The 17,100-nt window shown below is 73.8% G+C and carries 18 protein-coding genes; 11 read left to right on the plus strand and 7 right to left on the minus strand.

The features are described 5' to 3' along the window. Positions 1-79 precede the first annotated feature (79 nt). The 6 genes from AB2L28_RS03925 to pstB all read left to right on the plus strand — a co-directional run bounded on the left by AB2L28_RS03925 (position 80) and on the right by pstB (position 7,552). On the plus strand, positions 80-2,233 hold the full coding sequence (locus AB2L28_RS03925) for an RNA degradosome polyphosphate kinase (RefSeq protein ID WP_370717423.1): 2,154 nt from the start codon (positions 80-82) through the stop codon (positions 2,231-2,233). Between the two features lie 41 nt (positions 2,234-2,274). Next, a complete protein-coding gene (locus AB2L28_RS03930; RefSeq protein ID WP_370717424.1) occupies positions 2,275-3,228 on the plus strand; it encodes an NUDIX hydrolase in 954 nt (317 codons plus the stop codon). Positions 3,229-3,495: 267 nt separating this feature from the next. Then, positions 3,496-4,602, plus strand: a complete 1,107-nt coding sequence (pstS, locus tag AB2L28_RS03935; protein WP_370717425.1) for a phosphate ABC transporter substrate-binding protein PstS — start codon at positions 3,496-3,498, stop codon at positions 4,600-4,602. A 115-nt stretch (positions 4,603-4,717) separates the two neighbouring features. After that, the gene (gene pstC / locus AB2L28_RS03940) at positions 4,718-5,665 is read left to right on the plus strand and encodes a phosphate ABC transporter permease subunit PstC (RefSeq protein WP_370717426.1); all 948 of its coding nucleotides are present in this window, start codon (positions 4,718-4,720) and stop codon (positions 5,663-5,665) included. After that, on the plus strand, positions 5,662-6,741 hold the full coding sequence (gene pstA, locus AB2L28_RS03945) for a phosphate ABC transporter permease PstA (RefSeq protein WP_370717427.1): 1,080 nt from the start codon (positions 5,662-5,664) through the stop codon (positions 6,739-6,741). Before pstC ends, pstA begins: the two co-directional genes overlap by 4 nt. 31 nt (positions 6,742-6,772) lie before the next feature. After that, positions 6,773-7,552: a phosphate ABC transporter ATP-binding protein PstB gene (gene pstB, locus AB2L28_RS03950; RefSeq protein WP_370717428.1), complete on the plus strand. Its 780-nt coding sequence runs from the start codon at positions 6,773-6,775 to the stop codon at positions 7,550-7,552. Positions 7,553-7,616: 64 nt separating this feature from the next. Here the strand turns inward: pstB and AB2L28_RS03955 are convergent, their stop codons facing one another. The 6 genes from AB2L28_RS03955 to AB2L28_RS03980 form a co-directional block, all read right to left on the minus strand. Next, positions 7,617-8,609, minus strand: coding sequence for an inorganic phosphate transporter (locus tag AB2L28_RS03955; protein ID WP_370717429.1), 993 nt, complete (start codon positions 8,607-8,609; stop codon positions 7,617-7,619). 2 nt (positions 8,610-8,611) lie between these two features. Beyond that, positions 8,612-9,232, minus strand: a complete 621-nt coding sequence (locus AB2L28_RS03960; RefSeq protein WP_370717430.1) for a DUF47 domain-containing protein — start codon at positions 9,230-9,232, stop codon at positions 8,612-8,614. A 96-nt stretch (positions 9,233-9,328) separates the two neighbouring features. Then, positions 9,329-9,541, minus strand: a complete 213-nt coding sequence (locus AB2L28_RS03965) for a hypothetical protein (protein WP_370717431.1) — start codon at positions 9,539-9,541, stop codon at positions 9,329-9,331. 52 nt (positions 9,542-9,593) lie between these two features. Then, positions 9,594-11,315, minus strand: a complete 1,722-nt coding sequence (locus AB2L28_RS03970; protein ID WP_370717432.1) for a metallophosphoesterase — start codon at positions 11,313-11,315, stop codon at positions 9,594-9,596. A 172-nt stretch (positions 11,316-11,487) separates the two neighbouring features. Next, complete coding sequence (locus AB2L28_RS03975; protein WP_370717433.1) at positions 11,488-11,934, minus strand: hypothetical protein; 447 nt, start codon at positions 11,932-11,934, stop codon at positions 11,488-11,490. A gap of 45 nt (positions 11,935-11,979) precedes the next feature. Beyond that, positions 11,980-12,366: a winged helix-turn-helix transcriptional regulator gene (locus AB2L28_RS03980; protein WP_370717434.1), complete on the minus strand. Its 387-nt coding sequence runs from the start codon at positions 12,364-12,366 to the stop codon at positions 11,980-11,982. An 81-nt stretch (positions 12,367-12,447) separates the two neighbouring features. On the opposite strand from AB2L28_RS03980, the gene AB2L28_RS03985 reads away from it, so the two are divergent. The 5 genes from AB2L28_RS03985 (at position 12,448) to AB2L28_RS04005 (ending at position 16,584) form a co-directional block, all read left to right on the plus strand. Further along, positions 12,448-13,311 (plus strand): NmrA family NAD(P)-binding protein, encoded by an 864-nt coding sequence (locus AB2L28_RS03985; RefSeq protein WP_370717435.1) that lies wholly within the window; start codon positions 12,448-12,450, stop codon positions 13,309-13,311. Between the two features lie 135 nt (positions 13,312-13,446). Next, positions 13,447-14,301 (plus strand): oxygenase MpaB family protein, encoded by an 855-nt coding sequence (locus AB2L28_RS03990; protein WP_370717436.1) that lies wholly within the window; start codon positions 13,447-13,449, stop codon positions 14,299-14,301. Then, positions 14,298-15,209, plus strand: coding sequence for a S66 peptidase family protein (locus AB2L28_RS03995; protein WP_370717437.1), 912 nt, complete (start codon positions 14,298-14,300; stop codon positions 15,207-15,209). The genes AB2L28_RS03990 and AB2L28_RS03995 overlap by 4 nt, the downstream gene beginning before the upstream one ends. A 20-nt stretch (positions 15,210-15,229) precedes the next feature. Further along, positions 15,230-16,195: a serine hydrolase domain-containing protein gene (locus AB2L28_RS04000; RefSeq protein ID WP_370717438.1), complete on the plus strand. Its 966-nt coding sequence runs from the start codon at positions 15,230-15,232 to the stop codon at positions 16,193-16,195. Beyond that, the gene (locus tag AB2L28_RS04005; RefSeq protein ID WP_370717439.1) at positions 16,192-16,584 is read left to right on the plus strand and encodes a hypothetical protein; all 393 of its coding nucleotides are present in this window, start codon (positions 16,192-16,194) and stop codon (positions 16,582-16,584) included. Before AB2L28_RS04000 ends, AB2L28_RS04005 begins: the two co-directional genes overlap by 4 nt. Before the next feature lie 3 nt (positions 16,585-16,587). Here AB2L28_RS04005 and AB2L28_RS04010 read toward each other — a convergent pair whose 3' ends face one another. Next, on the minus strand, positions 16,588-17,028 hold the full coding sequence (locus AB2L28_RS04010) for an OsmC family peroxiredoxin (RefSeq protein ID WP_370717440.1): 441 nt from the start codon (positions 17,026-17,028) through the stop codon (positions 16,588-16,590). Between the last annotated feature and the right edge of the window lie 72 nt (positions 17,029-17,100).

The following is a 17,100-nucleotide window of genomic DNA, read 5'->3' on the forward strand; positions in this document are numbered from 1 at the left end:
CCGCAGCGTTCCCCCGGACGCCCGCGCCCGGTCGTCGTCCACCGCGGCAGGGCCGGTGCCCGGTGGCAGACTGATCGCCATGACGGCCACGACACCCCTCCCCGCTGTGAGCCCGGTCGAGGAGACCGTGGACCTGCCCGAGGACCGCTTCGCCGACCGCGAGGTGTCCTGGCTGGCCTTCAACGAGCGCGTCCTGCAGCTGGCCGAGGACCCGTCCACCCACCTGCTGGAGCGGGCGCGCTTCCTGTCGATCTTCGCGAACAACCTCGACGAGTTCTTCATGGTCCGCGTCGCCGGGCTCAAGCGCCGCATCGCGACCGGCCTGGCGGTGACGGCCGCGAGCGGCCTGGAACCGCGCGAGGTGCTCGACACCATCGCGGTGCGGGCGCACGAGCTGACCGAGCGGCACGCGGACGTGTTCCTGCGCTCGGTGCGCCCGGCGCTGGCCGAGGCCGGCATCACGATCGTCCGCTGGGACGAGCTGGCGCAGAAGGAGCAGGTCCGCCTGCACGGCTTCTTCCGGGACATGGTGTTCCCCGTCCTGACGCCGCTGGCCGTCGACCCGGCGCACCCCTTCCCCTACATCTCCGGCCTGTCCCTGAACCTGGCCGTCGTGGTGCGCAACCCGACCACGGACAAGGAGCACTTCGCTCGGGTGAAGGTGCCGCCGCTGCTGCCGCGGTTCGTGGCCGTCGAGGCCGCCGACGGGGCCGACCCGCGCTCGGCCCGGTTCGTGCCGCTGGAGGACGTCATCGCCGAGCACCTCGACCAGCTGTTCCCCGGCATGGAGGTCGTGCAGCACCACACCTTCCGCGTCACCCGCAACGAGGACCTCGAGGTCGAGGAGGACGACGCCGAGAACCTGCTGCAGGCGCTGGAGAAGGAACTGCTGCGCCGCCGGTTCGGCCCGGCCGTCCGCCTGGAGGTGGCCTCCGACATCGCCCCCGAGGTGCGCGAGCTGCTGGTGCGCGAGCTGGGCGTGCACGAGCAGGAGGTCTACGAGCTGCCCGAACCCCTCGACCTGCGCGGGCTGGGGGACATCGCCGACCTGGACCGGCCCGAGCTGAAGTTCCCCAAGTTCGTCGCGCGCACCCACCGCGACCTCACCGACGGCGCCGAGACGGCGAAACCGTCCGACCTGTTCGCGGCCATCCGCAACCGCGACGTGCTGCTGCACCACCCCTACGACTCGTTCTCGACGAGCGTGCAGGCGTTCCTGGAGCAGGCCGCCGCGGACCCGAAGGTCCTGGCCATCAAGCAGACCCTCTACCGCACCTCGGGGGACTCCCCCATCGTCGACGCCCTCATCGACGCCGCCGAGGCCGGCAAGCAGGTCCTCGCGCTGGTCGAGATCAAGGCGCGGTTCGACGAGCAGGCCAACATCAGCTGGGCGCGTAAGCTCGAGCAGGCCGGCGTGCACGTCGTCTACGGCCTGGTCGGTCTCAAGACGCACGCCAAGCTCAGCCTCGTCGTGCGGCAGGAGCAGGGCGGGCTGCGGCGCTACTGCCACGTCGGGACGGGCAACTACAACCCCAAGACCGCACGCCTGTACGAGGACATGGGGTTGCTGACCGACGACTCGCAGGTCGGTGAGGACCTCACCCGCCTGTTCAACCAGCTCTCCGGCTACGCCCCGAAGACGGCCTACAAGCGGCTGCTCGTCGCCCCGCGCTCGCTGCGGACCGGTCTCATCGACCGGATCGACCGCGAGATCGACAACGCCCGGCAGGGGTTGCCGGCCGGGGTCCGCATCAAGGTGAACTCGATCGTCGACGAGGGCGTCGTCGACGCGCTCTACCGCGCCTCGGCGGCCGGGGTCCCGGTCGACGTGGTCGTGCGCGGCATCTGCGCCCTCAGACCGGGCGTGCCCGGCCTGTCCGAGACGATCCGCGTCCGCAGCATCCTGGGCCGCTTCCTGGAGCACAGCCGGATCTTCTGGTTCGCCTCCGCGGGCGAGCCGGTCGTCATGATCGGCAGCGCGGACATGATGCACCGCAACCTGGACCGGCGCGTCGAGGCCGTCGTGCGGCTGTCCGACCCCCGCCACGTGCGCGAGGTCTCGCTCCTGCTCGACGAGTGCATGGCCGACACGACCAGCTCGTGGCACCTCGGGGCCGACGGCACGTGGACGCGCCACCACCTCGACGCCGACGGCGAGCCGCTGCGCGACCTGCAGGAGCACATCATCGCCACCCGTCCCGGCCGCCGCCCCACCGTCCGTCGCCGTCGGTGACGTCGTCGGTGACACCGTCGGTGACACCGTCGGGGTCCTCCGTGGACGTGGAGGCCGCCGGTTGCGTCGTCGTCCGCGCCGGGCGCGAGGGTCCCGAGGTCCTGCTGGTCCACCGGCCCGCCACCGCGACGCGGGCGGCGGACTGGTCCTGGCCCAAGGGCAAGCTGGAGGACGGTGAGCACCCCGCCGTCGCCGCGGTGCGCGAGACGGCCGAGGAGACCGGTCTGCGCGTCCACCTCGGGGTGGCGCTGCCCGAGCAGGGGTACCGGGTGCCCGGCGGGGGTCCCGGGGGGCTGCGCAAGCGCGTCCGGTACTGGCTGGCCCGCCCGGCCGGACCGGCCGACGAGGACGCCGTCGAGCCCGCGGACGCCGGTGAGATCAGCGAGGTCGGCTGGTTCGGGTGGCGGGCGGCGCGGGAGCTGCTGACGTACCCGGCCGACGTCGCCGTCCTGGAGGCGGCCCTGCCGGCCGGGGAGCTCCCGCCGGCGACCTGGCCGCTCGTCGTCCTGCGGCACGCCCGGGCCGTCCGGCGCACCGACTGGCCCGGCGGCGCCGAGGGCGAGGCGTCGCGGCCGCTGCTCGACCGCGGGCACGCCCAGGCCCGCGACCTCGCCCCCCTGCTCGGCTGCTTCGACCTGCGGGCCCTGCTCACCTCGCCGTGGGCGCGGTGCGTGCAGACGGTGCTGCCGGCGGCCGAGCTGACGGGGTTGCCGGTGCAGGAGGAGCCCGCGCTGACCGAGCACGCCTTCCGGGCCGACCCGGACGCGGCCAGGGCCGTCGTGGGGCACCTGCTCGACGCCGCGCGGCCCGTCGTCGTCTGCTCGCACGGCCCCGTCCTGCCGGACCTGCAGGCGGTCCTGGCCGACCGCGCCGAGGACCGGCGGGTGCGGACGCAGGTGAGCGGCAAGCTCGACAAGGCGGCCCTCCTCGTCGCGCACGTGACCGGTCGGGGCGCGGCCGCCCGGGTGGTCGCGGCGCAGCGCCACGAGGTGTGACCGGTCGGCGCACGGCCCGACCCGTCGGCCGCGCGGGCCGGGTTGAACCCTGCATCACCGCACGGTGACACTGCGTCCTCCTCGTCACCCGTTCACCCGCCGGACGGCCCCCGTCCCCTCGGCCAGCGCGCGTTCGACCCGCCCAGTTCACCCCTCGTTCACCCGCGGCAGCCGATCGCGTCATGTCACCTGCCTACGGTCTTGCCTCGTCAGACCCGCGCCGGCGCTCTCCCGCGCCCGCCCGTCGAGCGAAAGCGAGCTCTCCCCGTGAACCGCAGCACCTTCCGCCGCGCCGCGCTGCCGGCCGCCCTGGCCCTCACCTTCGGCCTCGCCGCCTGCAGCGGAACGAACGAGGCAGGGACCACTCCGAGCGGGGACCCGTCCTCCTCGTCGCTGACCGGCTCGCTGAACGGCGCGGGCGCCAGCACCCAGACCGTCGCGCAGCAGCAGTGGGCCGCGGACTTCAACGGCACCAACCCCGACGTGACGCTCAACTACGACCCGGTCGGGTCCGGCGGTGGCCGCACCCAGTTCCTCCAGGGCGGTGTCCCCTTCGCCGGCTCCGACGCCTACCTGAAGGACGAGGAGCTGACCCAGGCGCAGCAGCGCTGCAACGGCGGCAACGCCATGGACCTGCCGGTCTACGTCTCCCCGATCGCCATCGCCTTCAACCTGCCCGGCGTCGAGACGCTGAACCTGTCGCCCGCGACCGTCGCGAACATCTTCGCCGGGCAGATCACCACCTGGAACGACCCGGCGATCGCCGCCGAGAACGCCGGTGTCGACCTGCCGGCGACCGCCATCACCCCGGTGCACCGCTCGGACGACTCCGGCACCACGGAGAACTTCACCGACTACCTGCACGCGACCGCCCCCGACGCGTGGACGGCGGAGGCCGACGGCGCCTGGCCGCTGCAGGGCGGGGAGGCCGCGCAGGGCACCGCCGGTGTCGTGCAGGCGCTGCAGGCCGGCGAGGGCGCCATCGGCTACGCCGACGAGTCCCAGATCGCCCCGACCCAGCTCGGGACCGTCTCGGTGAAGGTCGGCGACACCTACGTCGGCCCCACCGCCGAAGCCGCCGCCGCCGCGGTCGACGCCTCCACCCAGGTCGAGGGCCGCCCCGAGGGCGACATCGCGATCGAGCTGGACCGCACCACGACCGCCGACGGCGCCTACCCGGTCGTCCTGGTCTCCTACGACATCGTGTGCTCGTCGTACGAGGACGAGAACCAGGGCGCCCTCGTCAAGGCGTACATGGAGTACGTGATCTCCGAGGACGGCCAGCAGGCGGCGGCGAAGGCGGCCGGTTCCTCGCCGATCTCCGACGACCTGCGCGAGCAGATCACCGACTCGCTGGACCGCATCGGTTCCTGACCAGGACGACACCGACGGCGGTGGCGGGGGGAGCGCGGCTCCACCCGTCACCGCCGCTCCGTTCCCCCCGCCCCGGGACGACCGTCCCGGGCAACCACGACCTCGGAGGACACGGGTGAGCAGCCCCACCCCCACCGCCGGTGACCGCGTCGACATCGAACGCGGCGCCACCCGCCCCGGCGACAAGATCTTCAGCGGTACGGCGACGGGGGCGGGTGTCGTCATCCTGCTCGTCCTCGCCGGGGTCGCCGCCTTCCTCGTCGGGCAGTCCCTGCCGGCCATCACGGCCGACCCCGGCGAGATCCGGGGCGGGAACGGCCTGGTCGCCTACATCTGGCCGTTCCTCTTCGGCACCGTCCTGGCCGCCCTCATCGCCCTGCTGGTCGCCACCCCGATCTCCGTGGGCATCGCGCTGTTCATCTCGCACTTCGCCCCGCGCCGCCTCGCGCAGGGCCTGGGCTACCTCGTCGACCTGCTCGCCGCCGTGCCGAGCATCGTCTACGGCATCTGGGGCGCCGTCGTGCTGTCCCAGGCCGCCGCCCCGATCTACGCCTGGCTCGAGGACAACCTGGGGTTCATCCCGCTGTTCGCCGGGCCCGCCTCCGCCACCGGTCGCACGATCCTCACCGCCGGTCTGGTCCTGGCGGTCATGGTGCTGCCGATCGTCACCGCCATCAGCCGCGACGTCTTCCTGCAGACCCCGCGCCTGCACGAGGAGGCCGCGCTGGCCCTCGGCGCCACCCGCTGGGAGATGATCAAGTACTCGGTCATCCCGTACGGCCGCTCCGGCGTCGTGAGCGCCTCGATGCTGGGCCTGGGCCGCGCCCTCGGCGAGACGATGGCCGTCGCCCTGGTCCTGTCGGTGTCGAACGTCGTCACCTTCAACCTGATCAGCACCACGAACCCGTCGACGATCGCCGCGAACATCGCGCTGAACTTCCCGGAGTCGTACGGCATCGACCTCAACACCCTCATCGCCAGCGGTCTGGCCCTGTTCGCCATCACCTTCCTGGTGAACTTCGCCGCCCGCTGGATCGTCGGACGTTCGGGAGCCAAGGCATGACCACGACCACCCCGGGGTCGCGGGAGATCCCCGCCGCCGCCGACCTCCCGCTCAACCAGGCCCAGCTCCCGCGCTGGTTCCCCTGGGGCTCACTGGCCGCCGCCGTCGTCGTCGCCGGCGCCGTCCTGCTGCCGACGACGGGTTCCATCGCCGCCACGGTGGTGGTCGCCGCCCTGCTGCACCTGCTGATCACCGGGGTGACCTCGGGCGTGCGCGAGGGCAGCCGCAAGGCCAAGGACCGCCTGGTCACCGCCCTCGTGACGATCGCCTTCGGCATCGCCATGGTCCCGCTGGTCTCGGTCGTGTGGACCGTGGTCGACAACGGCCGCCACCGCCTCGACACCGCGTTCTTCACCCAGTCGATGTTCCGCATCGTCGGGGAGGGCGGCGGCGCCCTGCACGCCATCTGGGGCACGATCATCGTGACCCTCATCGCGACCGCCATCTCCGTGCCGATCGGTCTGCTGACCGCGGTCTACCTCGTCGAGTACGGCGCCGGGAGCCGGCTGTCCAAGGCCATCACCTTCCTCGTCGACGTGATGACGGGGATCCCCTCCATCGTGGCCGGGCTCGCGGTGGCGGCGTTCTTCGCGCTGCTGTTCGGCCCGTCCCTGCGCATCGGCATCATGGGGTCGATCGCCCTGGCGATCCTCATGATCCCCACGGTCGTGCGCTCGACCGAGGAGATGCTCAAGCTCGTCCCGACCGACCTGCGCGAGGCGGCGTACGCCCTGGGCGTCCCCAAGTGGCGGACCATCGTCAAGGTCGTGCTGCGCACGAGCGTGTCCGGCATCGCGACCGGGGTCACGCTGGCCGTGGCCCGCGTCGCCGGCGAGACCGCTCCCCTGCTGGTCACCCTGGGGCTGACCGTCGGGACGAACTTCAACCCCTTCGAGGGGCGCATGGCCACGCTGCCGGTGTTCGCGTACTACTCGTACACGCAGCCCGGCGTCCCGGCGGAGGCCGGTGTCGAGCGCGCCTGGACGGCCGCCCTCGTGCTCATCATCCTGGTGATGGCGCTGAACCTGGTCGCGCGGGTCATCTCGCGCGTCTTCTCCCCCAAGACCGGCCGCTGACCGCTCACCGACACCTGCAAGGAGGGGCCACATGGCCAAGCTCATCGACGTGAGCGACCTGAACATCTACTACGGTGACTTCCTCGCCGTGGAAGACGTCAACATGACGATCGAACCGCGGGCCGTCACCGCGCTCATCGGTCCGTCGGGCTGCGGCAAGTCCACGTTCCTGCGGACGCTGAACCGCATGCACGAGGTCGTCCCCGGCGCCCGGGTCGAGGGCAAGGTCGTCATGGACGGGCAGGACCTGTACGACAGGGACGTGGACCCGGTCTCGGTGCGCCAGCACGTCGGCATGGTGTTCCAGCGCCCCAACCCGTTCCCGACGATGTCGATCTACGAGAACGTCGCGGCGGGAGTGCGCCTGAACGCCAAGCGCATGCGCAAGAAGGACCTCGACGAGCTCGTCGAGCGGTCGCTGCGCGGGGCGAACCTGTGGACGGAGGTCAAGGACCGCCTGGACAAGCCCGGCCTGGGCCTGTCCGGCGGGCAGCAGCAGCGGCTGTGCATCGCCCGCGCCATCGCGATCCGCCCGTCGGTGCTCCTCATGGACGAACCGTGCTCCGCGCTCGACCCGATCTCGACGCTGGCCATCGAGGACCTCATCGGGGAGCTCAAGAGCGAGTACACGATCGTCATCGTGACCCACAACATGCAGCAGGCCGCCCGCGTGTCCGACCGCACCGGCTTCTTCAACCTCGCCGGCGTCGGCAAGCCGGGCAAGCTCGTCGAGGTGGACGACACCTCGGTCATCTTCAGCAACCCCTCGCAGAAGGCGACCGAGGACTACATCTCCGGCCGCTTCGGCTGACCGGCGCCGGGGCGGCGGCCGGACCCCACCGGTGGTCCGCCGCCGCCCGGGCCGGGCACCCTCGTCAGAGGAAAGTGCGCAGGACGAAGTAGAAGACCGCGGCGACGAGGCCGGCGGCCGGCAGGGTGAGGACCCACGCCCCCACCATCGAGCGCGCCACGCCCCAGCGGACGGCCGAGAGGCGCTTGGTGGACCCGACACCCATGATCGCCGACGAGATGGTGTGGGTCGTGGAGATGGGGGCGTGGAACCCGAGCGCGGCGACGTACAGGACGACGGCCGAGACCGACTCGGCCGCGAAGCCGCGGGCCGGGTCGAGGTGGATGATCCGCCGGCCCAGGGTGCGCATGATGCGCCAGCCGCCGGAGTACGTCCCGGCGCTGATGGCCAGGGCCGCGGACAGCTTGACCCACCACGGGATGGACTCCCCCGTGTGGAAACCGCCGGCGACGAGGGCCAGGACGATGACCCCCATCGTCTTCTGCGCGTCCTGCAGACCGTGCCCGAGGGCCATGGCCGCGGCCGAGACGGTCTGCATCATCCGGAAGCGGCGGTGCGTCGGGGCGGGGGCCTTCTTCCGGACCACCCACAGGATCGCGACCATGACGAGGTAGCCCAGGACGAACCCGGTGAGCGGGGACACGATCATCGGCACGACGACCTTGTCGAGGATGACCCCCCAGTGCACGCTCGTGCTCGAGGCGATCCCGGCGCCCGCGAGCGCCCCGATGAGGGCGTGGGAGCTGGAGGAGGGCAGCCCGAGCCGCCACGTCAGCAGGTTCCAGCCGATGGCCCCGAAGAGGGCGGCGAGGACGACGACCATCCCGTGCTGCCCGAGCCCGACGTCGACGATGCCCGAGCCGATCGTCTCGGCCACGCCGGTCCCGAGGAAGGCACCGAGCAGGTTGAACAGGGCCGCCATGAGGAGGGCGATCCGCGGGGTGAGGGCCCGGGTGGAGACGGAGGTGGCGATGGCGTTGGCGGCGTCGTGGAAGCCGTTGGTGAAGTCGAAGGAGAGGGCGACGACGACCACGACGACGACGAGGGCGAGCTCCACGCTCAGGACTCCTTGACCGCGATGGTCTCCACCGTGTGGGCCACGTGCTCGAAGGCGTCCGCGGCGTTCTCGAGGGTCTCGACGATCTCCTTGTGCTTCATGATCGCGATGGCGTCGTAGCCGCCGTCGAAGAGCTCGGCCAGGAGCCGCCGGTGGACCTGGTCGGCCTGGTTCTCCAGGCGGTTGATCTCGACCCAGTAGTCGGACAGGTCCGGCAGGGAGCGCAGCCGCGGCATGGCCTCGGCCGTCAGCTCGGCCTGGCGGGACAGGACCTGGACGATCTCACCGACGGCACCGGGCAGCTCGCCGACCTTGTAGAGCACCATGAGGTCGACGGCGGCCTGCATGAGGTCGAGGCAGTCGTCGAGCCGGGAGGTCAGCTGGTAGATGTCCTCGCGGTCGAAGGGGGTCACGAAGGAGGAGTTGACCCGCCGCAGGACGGCGTGCGCGGCCTCGTCGCCGCGGTGCTCGATCTCCTCCATGACGGCGCCGAGCTCGACGCGGCGCGCCTGGTCGCTGCCGATGGCCTCGGTGAGGACCGTCGTGGCCTCGACGAGGATCCGTCCGGTTCCGGCGAACAGCTCGAAGAACGAGTTGTCCTGGGGGGTCAGTCGGAAACGCACGCCAAGCTCCACGGGTGTCGGCCTCGGGCCGCGCACGCGACCCGACCGGCGACTCTAGGCGGTCGCGGGACGCGGTCCCGACACCACCCGCGTCGCTCAGTCCCGGGCGGGGCCGCCCTCGACGCCCAGGACGCGGTCCAGCTCGCCCTCGGGCAGGGGGCCCTCGCTCTCGGACGCGGCGACGACGACGTCGGTGTAGAGCTCGATCTCCTCGGCGAGGACGGTGTCCGCCAGCGGCGCGGCCACGCGCGCCCCGCGCAGGACGTCGCGGTCGTCCTGCGGCGCGGGGACGGGGTGCGGGTTCGTCATGGTGTGGCCACCGTACGCCGCGCCCCCCGGTGCCGGGAGGCTTCCGGCACCCTCACCCGGTCGGCGTCGGCGCCCCCTGGTCCTGCTCCTGCTCCTGCTCCTGATCCGGCTCCGGCGTCGAGGGCGGGATCGTGAGGGGCGACGTCGACGGGGTCGGCAGCGGCGTCGGACCGCCCGACGTGGCGCCCGGGGAGGGGACGGTCAGCGGGGGCCGGTCCTGCGCCGTGAGGACGGTGCGCTGCAGGTTCACCTCGGCCAGCCCCAGACCGCCGACCGTGACCTCGTCGTAGGCCAGCAGCCGGCCGGCGTCCTCACCGGACTTCCCGAAGTAGAGCAGGGTCGCCGACAGCGGCAGCGGAGCCCCGTCGGCGAGCCTGCGCAGGCCGGCGGAGGTGATGCCGGCCCCGCCGGTCGTGCCCTCGACCATGATCCTGGTCCCCGAGGCGTCCAGGGTCACCGACCGCTTGTGCAGGTGGCCCGCCAGCACGAGCGGGACGCGGCCGAGGAGGGGCTGCAGACCGCTGGGGTCGTGCACGAGGGCGGCGTCGACGGGGTCGTCGGGGTGGGCCTCGTCCCAGCGCTCGATGCCCCCGGCGAGGACCTCGTTGGCCTGCTCCTGGATCTGCTCGGCGCTGCCGGTGGCCTGCCGGCCCTCGCCGTCGGGGGTGAAGACGGGGTCGCCCTGGCCGGCGAGGACGAGCCCGGCGACCTCCGTCGTGGAGCCCTGGTCCAGGACGATCGCCCCCTGCGCGGCGACCTGCTCCTGGGTCTGCGTGGAGTCGTGGTTGCCGCGCACCCAGACGTAGGGCACGCCGAGCCCGCCGATCCGGTTGAGGAAGCTGGACTCCGCCTCGGTCCCCCACGTCGTGGTGTCACCGGTGTCGATGACCGCCTGGACCCCGAACTGCTCGACGAGGTCCTCGGTGACGTCGTACCCGAGCGGGTTCAGGTGCAGGTCGGAGATGTGCAGGACGGTGGTGACGTCGGCCCCCAGGCCGGTGGTGCCGGTCTGGGCGTCCCCCAGGACGGGCAGGTTCGCCGCGGCGGCGTAGAGGGTGGAGACGCTGCGGACGATGTCGGACAGGCCGCTGCGGTAGCTCTCCAGCCGGTCCAGGGCGTTCTGCGTGCTGGACACGACGTAGGGCGCCCGGGACAGCAGCCCGGTGAACCGCGGCTGGCGCAGCGCGGAGGGGTCGAAGGTCGCCCACGTGCCCGCCCCGGTGGCGACGACCACGACGAGCAGGGTCGCGCCGGTCTGCAGGGTCCGGCGACGGCCCCGGAAGACGACCACCGCCGCCAGCAGGGCGCCGCCGAACCCGCAGAGCAGGCTGTAGGTCGCCGCGCGGACCGTCGCGGCGCGCACGGTGTCGGCCGCGGTCAGTTCCAGGGCCAGCAGCTGCTGCGGGGAGCGGACGAGGCGGGCGGCCGCGTCGACGTCGACGCTGACGATGTTCGCCGTGACGGCGACGGGGGCGTGGTGGGTGTCGAAGGTGACCTTGCCGACCGGCGGCAGGTCGACCTCGACCCCGGGACTCAGGCTCGGTCGGACCCGCACCTCGGTCTGCAGCGGGCCGACGTAGGTGCTGGACCCGGGGGCGAGGGCGAAACCCGCCGCGGCCCCGGCCGCGGTGACGAGCAGGACGGCGAGCCAGGGCAGGAGGTGGCGGCGCGCGAACCGCGGCACGGGCCGCGCGCCCAGGCGCGCCCAGGCGGCGCGGCGGGCCGGCGAGGGGCGCGGCAGCCGCAGCGCGGGCCGGCGGATCCTGGTGGACATCAGGGCGATCTTCGCGCACCCGGCCCCGCACCGCCCACCACGGGAGGGGGCTGGGTGTCGGCTGGGCCGCGCGTGGGCGCCGGGTGGCCGGGTGGCCGGACGGGCCGCGGGCAGGGCGGGCGACCACGCACCACCGGCCCCTCCCGCGACCTGGGGCACCCGGAGCGCGGCCTCACGCGAGGGCGGCGATGCGCTCCCGGGCGTACGTCCGCTCCACACCCGCGACGAGGGCCGCGTACCCGAGACCGAGCGGCACCCCCAGCAGGAAGTTGGGCCGCCGCACACCCCGCTCCCGCAGCCGGGACGGCACCCGGCGTCCGACGATCCACACCGGCGTCGTGACGGCCGCGACGGCGAGGTGCCCGAGGAGCAGCCTCGTCTCCGGGGCAGCGAGCACCACGTCGTCGGCGGGCGGGACGGTGCGCTCGCCCGTCGCACGGCCCCACAGGGCGTCCGAGGCCACGAGAGCGGCGCTACCGGCGACCACCAGGGCCGACCACCCCAGGAACCGCCGGGACCGGTCGGGGACGTCGAAGACCGCCTGGGCCGTCCCGACCGCTGCTCCGGCGAGAGCGGTGTTGACGACGGAAAGGGTCCGGGCGAGCGTCAGCGGTTCCACGGAGCGCCCAACGAGTCCGTGCAGCCCGCCGTTCCGGGGCGGGGGTCAGCGTCCGGCGTGCTCGGCCCGCGCCGCCTCGACGTCCGCGGCGGAGGCTTCGAGGAGGTCGGCCAGAGCTCGGAGCCGCTCGGCGATCTGCGCACCGAGCGGGGTCAGCTCGTACTCCACCCGCGGCGGGATCGCGGTGACGACCTCCCGGGTCACCATGCCGTCGCGCTCCAGGGTCTGCAGGGTCTGCGCCAGCATCTTCTCGCTGACCCCGTCCACCTTGCGCCGCAACGCGTTGAAGCGGAAGGACCCCTCCCCCAGGGCGAGCAGGACGAGCGAGGCCCACTTGGCGGTGACGGACTCGAACGCGGCGCGGGAGGTGCAGTCGCGGGCGAAGACGTCCGCGACGAGGTCCTGCGCTGGTCCGTCTGGGGCGTCGTCCACCCGACGAGAATACCGCGGGAATCGACAGCGCTGTAGATTGGTTAGTGCTTTCGCCAATACAGCACTCACTCGGGAGACACCGTGACCACGTACGCCGTCACCGCCGCCACCGGCCACCTCGGCCGCCTCGCCGTCCAGGCCCTGCTCGAGCGAGGCGTCGCCCCCGCCGACGTCGTGGCCGTCGTCCGCACCCCCGCCAAGGCCGACGACCTCGCCGCCCGCGGTGTCGTCGTCCGCGCCGGCGACTACGCCGACCGCGCCTCCCTCGACACCGCCCTGGCCGGTGTCGACCGCCTCCTGCTCGTCTCCGGCAGCGAGGTCGGCCAGCGCGTCGCCCAGCACACCAACGTCGTCGAAGCGGCGGGGGCCGCCGGCGTCGGGCGCCTCGTCTACACCTCCCTGCTGCGCGCGGACACCTCCACGAGCCCGCTGGCCCCCGAGCACAAGGCCACCGAGGAGGTCATCGCCGCCTCCGGCCTGCCGCACGTCCTGCTGCGCAACAGCTGGTACTACGAGAACTACACGGCGAACCTCGGCCAGTACCTCGGCACCGGTGAGGTCCTCGGGGCCACCCACGACGGCCGGGTCAGCGCCGCGAGCCGCGCCGACTACGCCGCCGCAGCCGCGGTCGCGCTGCTCGCCGACGACGAGGGCGAGGGCACCTACGAGCTCGCGGGCGAGACGTTCACCTTCACCGACCTCGCCGCGACGATCACCGAGGTCACCGGCACGACCGTCGTCTCCCGCGACGTGTCCGCCGAGGAGTACCGGCGCACGCTGGAGGGGCACGGCCTGGACGCCGGCACCGCCGGGTTCGTCGCCGGGCTCGACACCTCGATCGCGAACGGCGACCTGGAGACCGGCAGCACCGACCTCGCCGACCTCATCGGGCGCCCCGCGTCCTCCCTGCGCGAGGCCGTCGCCGCTGCGCACGCCGCCGCCTGACGGCGAGCCCCCCGCGGACGACGCTCCTCCCGCCCACCCCCGCAGGCGCGCCGGGAGCGGGAGGAGCGTTCTCGGCCCAGGATGGGGCGGGTGCGGACAGCGGGCGAGCAGCGGAACCGGACACCACGGGTGCCGGTGAGCGCCCTCTTCCCGCCCCCGCCGGGCCCGGGCGTCCCCGGCGACCCCGGCGTCTGCCCCGGCGAGCAGTTCCGCCGCGTCACCGGCGAACGCGTCACGGTCCTCGGTGGTCCCGCGGCGATCCTGCTGCAGATCGCCCACCCGCTCGTCGGTGAGGGTGTCGCCGTCCACAGCCGCTACGCCGACGGCCCGGCCCGCCGGCTCGTCGGCACGCTGCAGGCCGCGCTCACCGTGACGTTCGGCGACACCGAGCAGGCGCACGGCGCCGCCCGCCACGTCGGCCGGGCGCACGCCCCCGTCCGCGGCGCGCTGCGCACCGCCGTCCCCGGCACCCCGGCCGGCACGCCCTACCGGGCGAACGACCCCGACCTCGCCCTCTGGGTCCACGCCACCCTCGTCTGGACGGCCCGGCGGGTGACCGAGCGCTACGCCGGCCTGCGCCTCACCCCGGCCGAGCGGGAACGGCACTGGCAGGAGTCCAAACCGTTCGCGCGGATGTTCGCCGTCCCCGACCGCGTGCTCCCGGAGACGGTCGCCGACTTCGACGAGTACGTCCACGCGACGGCCCGGGGACTCGTGGTGACGGACGACGCCCGGCGCATCGGGCGCGACATCCTCACCCAGCGGACCGCCCCACCCCTGCCGGGTGCGGCCGCGACGGCGCGGGCGGTGACCGCCGACCTGCTGCCCCCCGCCCTGGCCCGCGCGTACGGGATCGCGCGCACCCCGGCCCGCCGCGCCACCGCCGCCGCCCTGCGCACCGCGACGACCGCCGCGAGACCCGTGCTGCCGCAGCGTCTCGCGCTCTGGCCGCACGCGCAGGTCGCCCGGCGCCGGGGGGCCTGGCGGTGACCGGTGCGACACCGCCCCTGCCCGCCCGCCTCACCCCCGGGGACCGGGTCGTCGTCCTGTCCCCCAGCAGCTGGCCCGAGGAACGCCGCCACCTCGACGACCTGCTGGCCGCGCTGGCGTCCTGGGGGTTGCGCCCGGAGCTCAGCGCCCACGTGGAGGACCGGCGCGGGTACATGGCCGGCACGGTCGCCGACCGGCTCACGGACCTGCACGAGGCGCTGCGCGACCCCGGGGTCCGGGCCCTCGTCGCCTCGCGCGGGGGCTGCGGGGCCATCCGCCTCGTCCACGGCCTCGACGGGGACCTGCTGCGCCGCGACCCGAAACCCCTCGTCGGGTACAGCGACATCACCGCCCTGCACCAGGTGTGGCGGCGCGCCGGGGTCCCCGTCGTCCACGGCGCGGTGCACGGCGCCCACCAGGACCTCGTGCGCCGCCAGCTCCTGGAGGGCGCGACCACGACGGTCCACCGCGATCCCGGAGCGCTCACCGCCGGGCTCACCACGACCGGGACGGCCGCGGGCGTCCTCGTCGGCGGCAACCTGGAGATGCTCGCCCGCACGGTGGGCGTGGTCGACGTGTCGTGGGAGGGCTGCCTGCTGCTGGTCGAGGCCAACCGCGCCGCCGGCCTCGGCACGGTCGACCGCGCGCTGAGCCAGCTGCGCCTGTCCGGCGCCCTCGACGGCCTCACCGGCGTCGTCGTCGGCAGCTTCGAGGAGTTCGCGGGGTACGCCGACCGCGGCTGGACGGTGCTGGACACCCTCCACGACCTGCTCGACGACCTCGGCGTCCCGGTCCTCGGCGGGATCGGGACCGGCCACCTCGACGACCCGGTGCCGGTGCCGCTGGGGGTGCCCGCCGTCCTGGACGCCGACGCCGGCCGGCTGGACGTGCAGCCCCTCGTGCGGTGAGCGGCGTCTACGGTGGGCCGGTGCCGACTCCCCCGCTCACCGCCGCGACGGTCGCGGCCGCCGCCGACGTCGCCGCCCGCTGGACGGCCTTCCGCCGCGAACGCCTCCAGGTGCCCGGGGTCCAGTTCGCCGTGCGCCTCCACGGGGACCTCGTGCACTCCTCCGCCCACGGCTGGGCCGACGTCGAACGCGGGGTGCCCCTGCGCACCGACCACGTGTTCCGCGTCGCCTCGCACTCCAAGACGTTCACCGCCACGGCGGTCCTCGCCCTGGCCGACGCGGGGCGCCTGCGCCTGGACGACCTCCTCGCCCAGCACGTCCCGTGGGTGGCCGAGGCCGACCCCGAACTGGGCCGGGCGACGCTGCGGGAACTGCTGGGGCACGCGGCCGGGGTCACCCGCGACGGGGTGGAGGGGGACTTCTGGCAGCTCGACGGGGAGTTCCTCGACGCCGACGGGTTGCGGGAAGCGGTCGGGCGGGGCGGTTCGCTCGTGCCGCGGTCCTCACGGTTCAAGTACTCCAACATCGGGTACTCGCTGCTCGGCCTCGTCGTGGAGGCCGTCACCGGCACGTCCTACGGCGCGCACCTGGCGACGGTCACGGCACCGCTCGGCTTGTCCCGCACCACGTCCGACCTGCCCGCCGCCGGGGAACTGGCGACGGGGTACTCCGCCGCCGCGACCGGTCCCCGCCGCCAGTTGCGGCACCCTCGACGGCGGACATGGCCGCGGCGACGGGTTTCTGCTCCACGGCCGAGGACCTCACGGCCTGGTTCAGCGCCCACGTCCCGGGCCGGCCGGGACCGCTGTCGGAGCACTCCCGCCGCCTCGCGCAGCGCGTGGAGTGGACGGCCGAGGACGACACCACCTACGGGCTGGGGTTCATCGGCCAGCTGTGCGGGGACCGGCGGCTCGTGGGGCACTCCGGGGGTTTCCCCGGGTTCATCACCAAGAGCGTCCTCGACCCCGCCGACGGTCTGGCGGTGACGGTCTTGACGAACTGCGTGGACGGCCCGGCCACGGAGTTCGCCCTCGGGGCGGTCCGGCTCGTCGACCTGCTGGCCCGGCACTGGAGCGAGGACGCACCGGCCGCGGACCCGGCCCCGTTCTGCGGGCGGTGGGCGAACCTGTGGGGCGTCGTCGACGTGGTCCGGGCGGGGAACCGCCTGCTGGCCCTGAGCACCGACGCCACCGACCCGGCGGCGCACCCCAAGGTGTTCGACGTCCTCGACGCGCACACCCTGCGCGTGCGCGAGGACGGGGGTTTCGGCTGCTTCGCCGAGACGTGGACCCGCGGGCGGCGCTCCGACGGGACCCCCACGTTGCGGGGGTCCAGCGGCGTGACGATGGTGCCGCTGGACCGCTTCGCCCCGTGAGGCTCAGGCGTCCAGCGACGCCTCGAGCGTGATCTCCACCCCGGTCAGCGCCTTGGAGACGGGGCACGTCTCCTTGGCCGCCTGCGCGGTCTTCGCGAAGGTGTCCGCGTCGATGCCGCTGACCTCACCGGTGACCTTCAGCGCGATGCCCGTGAGCTTGAAGCCGCCCGCGGAGTCCGGCCCGAGGGAGACGTCCGCGACGACCTCCAGGCTCTCCGGGGTGCCGCCGGCCTCGGCGAGCAGCGCGGAGAACTGCATGGCGTAGCAGGAGGAGTGCGCGGCCGCGATGAGCTCCTCGGGGCTCGTCGTGCCCCCGGCGTCGTCGGCGGCGCGCTTGGGGAAGGAGACCTGGTAGGTGCCGACCTTGGAGCTGGACAGCTCGACCTGGCCCGACCCCTCTTCCAGGGTGCCGTTCCAGGCGGTGCGTGCGGTGCGGGTGGGCATGCTTCCTCCGAGGTCTTCAGGTGGTCGGTGCGGACACATCCTCACCAGACCCGGCCCCCACCGCCACCCGAC

The organism is Kineococcus mangrovi (assembly GCF_041320705.1).
Classification (GTDB): Bacteria; Actinomycetota; Actinomycetes; order Actinomycetales; family Kineococcaceae; genus Kineococcus; species Kineococcus mangrovi.